This window comes from Mycobacterium sp. TH-M116, assembly GCF_057473685.1.
The window spans coordinates 1-4,883 of record NZ_JBYCLC010000117.1 but is presented as its reverse complement, the minus strand read 5'-3'; the positions used below and the strand labels follow the sequence as shown (position 1 = coordinate 4,883).

1 pseudogene is annotated in these 4,883 nt (G+C 70.1%); it reads right to left on the bottom strand.

The annotated features are described in order from the left end of the window. Positions 1–4,883, bottom strand: a pseudogene (locus AC2VOK_RS05790) (amino acid adenylation domain-containing protein); the annotation flags it as partial.

Genomic DNA, 4,883 nt, shown 5'->3' with positions numbered 1-4,883 from the left:
CGGTGTCGATCGCCTCGGCCAGTTGGCTTTCCGGCCATCCGGTGGCATCCACGACGGTCCAGCCGAAGTCGGCCCGCTCGGCGGGCACCACCAGCTGGCGCGGCACGCCCTCGTGCGCAGCGAACAAGGTGCGCAGGGTCTCCTGGCGGGCCACGACGTCGGCCAGCGCCGCGCCCAGCGCGTCGGCGTCCAGCTGCCCGTCGAGCCGCAGCGCCACCGCCATGTTGTAGATCGGCGAGGGGCCCTGGAATTGGTCGATGAACCACAACCTGCTCTGGGCGAACGACAACGGCACCACCGCGGGGCGTTCCACCGCTGTCAGCGGCTCCAGCCGGCTCTCGTCCCCGCCGATGCGGGGCGCCAGCTGGGCGATCGTGGGCGCCTCGAACAAGGTGCCCACCGAAAGACCGGCATCCAGGGCGGTGTTGACCGCGGCGATCAGGCGCATCGCCGACAGCGAGTCCCCGCCCAGCTCGAAGAACGAGTCGTCGACCCCGACGAGCCGGGGCGGCTCCACACCCAGCACTTTGGCATAGATGCCGGCCAGGATCTCCTCGACCGCAGTGGACGGCGCGCGGTAGTGATCACCGTCTTGGTACTCGGGTGCGGGCAGCGCGCGGGTGTCGATTTTGCCGTTGACCGTCAGCGGCACCGCATCGATGACCACCACCGCCGACGGCACCATGTACGAGGGCAACCGCTCAGCCAACGCGGCACGCGCCGAAGCCGGGTCCGCGGTGCCGGTCACATACCCCACCAGGCGCTTGTCACCCGGGCGGTCCTCGCGGGCGATCACGACCGCTTGGCCGACACCGTCCAGCGCGGCCAACGCCGCCTGCACCTCACCCAGCTCGATGCGGTACCCGCGGATCTTGACCTGCTCGTCAGCGCGCCCCACATACCGCAGCTCACCGTCCGCACCCCACCACACCAGGTCCCCGGTGCGATACATCCGCGCCCCCGGCTCCCCGAACGGACACGCCACAAACCGCGTCGCACTCAGACCGGCCCGGCCCACATACCCGGCGGCCACCCCCGCCCCGGCCACATACAGCTCCCCCACCACACCGACCGGCACCTGCCGCAACCAGGCGTCGAGCACGAAGAAGCCGAGATGGGCCAGCGGCACCCCGATCGGGCTCGCCGTGCTCTCCACGTCGGCAGCCAGGATCTCCCGGAACGAGGCGTGCACCGTCGTCTCGGTGATCCCGTACATGTTGATCAGCCGCGGCAAGCCCGGGTGGCTCCCCAGCCACGGCGACAGCCGCTGGGGTTCCAGCGCCTCGCCGCCGAACACCACGGCCTCGAGTTCGAGCTGCCGGCCTTGCCCGGCTCGCGCCGCATCGGCGGCCTGCAGCGCATAAAAGGCCGACGGGGTCTGGCTCAACATGGTGACCCGCTCCGCGGCCAGCACCGCGTGCAGATCCTCCGGCGAGCGCACCACCGCGTCGGGCACCACCACCACCCGGCCGCCGTACAGCAGCGCGCCGAAGATCTCCCACACCGAGAAGTCGAACGCCATGGAATGGCACTGCGACCACACCTGCCCCGCCAACCCCAGGTCGGCGTCCAGCGTCTCCAGCAACCGGGTCACGTTGCGATGCGGGATGGCCACCCCCTTCGGGGTGCCGGTCGTCCCGGAGGTGTAGATGAGGTAGGCGATGTCATCGGGGGCCGGCGCCGGCAATCCGGTACCGGGCTCGCTGTCGACAGCGGGGTCATCGACGTCGATGACCAACAGGTCGCGCCCGTGCACGCGGGGCCGTAATTCGGCAGTCGTGATGGCGGCGGCCGGCGCGGCATCGCCGAGCACGAACCCCATCCGCGCCTCCGGCACCGACGGGTCGATCGGGACGTAGGCCGCGCCCGTCTTCAGCACCCCCATGATCGCCACGACCGCCTCGACCGAACGCGGCAAGAGCAACGCCACGCGCTGCCCCGGCCCGACCCCCCGGGCGGACAGCAGATGGGCCCACCGGTTGGCCGCCTCATCCAGACCCCGGTACGTCAGGGATCCGCCGCCGCAGCTCACCGCCACCGCATCGGGTGTGCGCGCCACCTGCGCGGCGAACACCGCCGGGATCGACGCAGTCGACACCGGCCGGCTCAGCGCCGCGCGATTGCCCCACCCGTCCAGCCGGGCGTGCTCAGCGGCATCGAGCAGATCCATCGACGACAACCGGCGCTGCGGATCCGCAGCCATCGCCACCAGTACCCGTTCAAAGCGCGCGATCAGCGTCTCGATATCGCTGACGTCGAAGATCTCGGTGTCGAATTCGACGCGAAGGCCCAGCTCATCGCCCGGCACGGCCTGGATCGCGAGCGGGTAGTGGTTGAATTCGCGGTGGGCGAACCCGGTGACGGCCAACCCGTCCCCGCCCGACAACGCGGCGGTGTCGAGCGGGTAGTTCTCGTACACGAAGAAGGTGTCGAACAGGTGTTCCTGACCGACGACGCGGTGGATCTCGCTGAGCGCCAGATGCTGGTGCTCGAGTGTGCGGTTGTGGGCGCTTTGCAGCTGGTCGAGCAATTCGGCGGTGGTGGTTGCCGCGGTGATGTGCGCACGCACCGGCACCGTGTTGATGAACAGGCCCACCATCGAGTCCGCGCCGGGCACTTCGTCGGGCCTTCCCGACACGGTCGTGCCGAAGGCGACGTCATGCCGGCCGGTCAGCCACGTCAGCAGTTGCGCCCAGGCGGCCTGCAGCGCGGTGCTGATGGTGGTGTGGCGCGAGCGGGCCAGCTCGCCACACGCCCGGGTGGTCTGCTCGGGCACCCGGAACGACGCGACACCTCGCCGTCCCATCCGCAACCGCCCTGGCGGACCTACCAGCGTGGGCGTGTCGAAACCGGCCAACACTTCACCCCAGGCCGCGCGGGCGGCATCAAGGTCGCGTCCCGCCAGCCAGGCGACGAACCTGCGATACGACGCGGGCGCGGGCAGGCGCTGCCCGTAGTAGCCGGCGAATATCTCCCCCAGCAGGATCGGCAGTGACCACCCGTCGAGCACGATGTGGTGATTCGTCAGCACAAAGCGGTGCTGATCTTCCGCGGTGCGGATCAGCGCGGCGCGAAAAGCCGGCTGGTCGGCGAGGTTGCGGACCGCGGCGCGTTCGGCGGCGCACTCCTGCCGAATCTGTTCGTCGCGGTCCTCCTGCGAAGTGTCCGCGCTCAGATCGACATACCGCCAGGGCACGACGGGATCGGCGGGGATGATCTGCACCGGCTGGTCGAACTTGTCGGAGAATCGCGCCGCCAGGTTAGGATGCCGGGTCACCACGGTGTGCACGGCGTCACGCAGGCGGTGCTGATCGACCCACCCACTCAAGGTGATGTCGAGCTGCACCGCGTACACATCGTCGCCGTCCTGGGCGGTGGCGTGAAACAGCAACCCCCGCTGCAAGGGGGTCAGCGGCAGAACGTCAGCTATCCGCATATTGCCGCGCAAGCTCGTCGATCTGTTGCTGACTGAGACCAACAGCGATGTCAGAAGGAGTCAGCCCGCCCCCGCCGCCGCGCACGTGCGCGCAGATGCCGGCCAGCGCGTCGAACCACAACCTGTTCAGCCTGCTGACCTGATCGTGGTTCAGGGCCGAGGGTGCCCAGGTCCACCCGGCGCGCAACTGCGGGCCGGCGTCGGTGTCCACCGTGCCGGCGTTGAGCTCGACGCTGTGCATCAGCGGCATCGGGATGGCCGCGGCGGCGCCGGTGACCGACCAGCCGTCCTGCCGGATTTCCCAGACGTCACCGGAGACCTCGGCGGGGGCGCCCAGGCGCCCCAGATAGTTGAACCCGATCGGCGGATCGGCCCCGCCCAGATCGACGTCGGGGTTCAGGTAACGCAACAGACCGTAGGTCAGACCGTCCGGCAGGGCCCGGAGTTGCTCCTTGGCATCTTTGACCACTGTCCCCAGCCCGGGGTCGCCGGCCACCACCTGGGGCCAGTCCAGTCCGCCCACGTTCAACGCCACCGGGTATTTGGTGGTGAACCAGCCCACCGTCCGCGACAGGTCGACACGTTCTTTCGCGGGCGCCCAGTCCTCGTCGCGCCCGTGACTCTCCACGTCGATGCCGATCGGCGAATCGGTGCCCACGAACTCGGCCACCGCCACGGCGAAGGCGATCAACAAGATGTCGTGAACGCCGGCGTGAAACGCCGCCGGCACCTCCCCGAGCAGCATGCGGGTGGTCTCGGCGTCCAGCTCTGCCGACAAGTTCCCGGCGGTGGCAAACGTGTCCACCGCGGGTCGCACCGCCGGAAGCGCCGCCGCGGTCGCGGCCACCCGTTGCCACGCGGTCGCCTGCTCCACGACGTGCGGGTGGTGCGCGTGCTCGGCCAGCAGCGACGCCCACCGCGCAAACGACGTCCCACCGGCCGGCAACACCACCTGCTGGCCGGCACGAAGCTGGGCCCAGGCGAGGTTGAGGTCTTCCACCAGGATCCGCCACGACACCCCGTCGACGGCCAGATGGTGCGCGATCACCAGCAGCTGGGCCGTGGAGGGCACCCACAGCGCGCTCAGCATCACCCCGCCCGCCGGGTCCAACCGCGACCGCGCCTCGACGACCGCCGCATCGGACAAGACGTCCACGGTCCGCAGGCAATCGCGGGCATCGACCGACCCGGGTTCGGGCACCATCAACGACCAGGCGCCGGCGTCCTCGTCGACACGCAGCCGCAGCATCGCGTGCCGGTCCAGCACGGCCTGCACAACCGCCACCGCATCGGACTCGGTCACCCCCACGGGGGCCTGGACCAGCACCGTCTGGTTGAACTGACCGATCGGGCTCCCCGCGCTTTCCACGCCGCGCAGCCAGCACATGATCGGGGTGGCCACCACGGGCCCGACACCCCCGTCGCATGCATCGACGTCCTCGTCGGT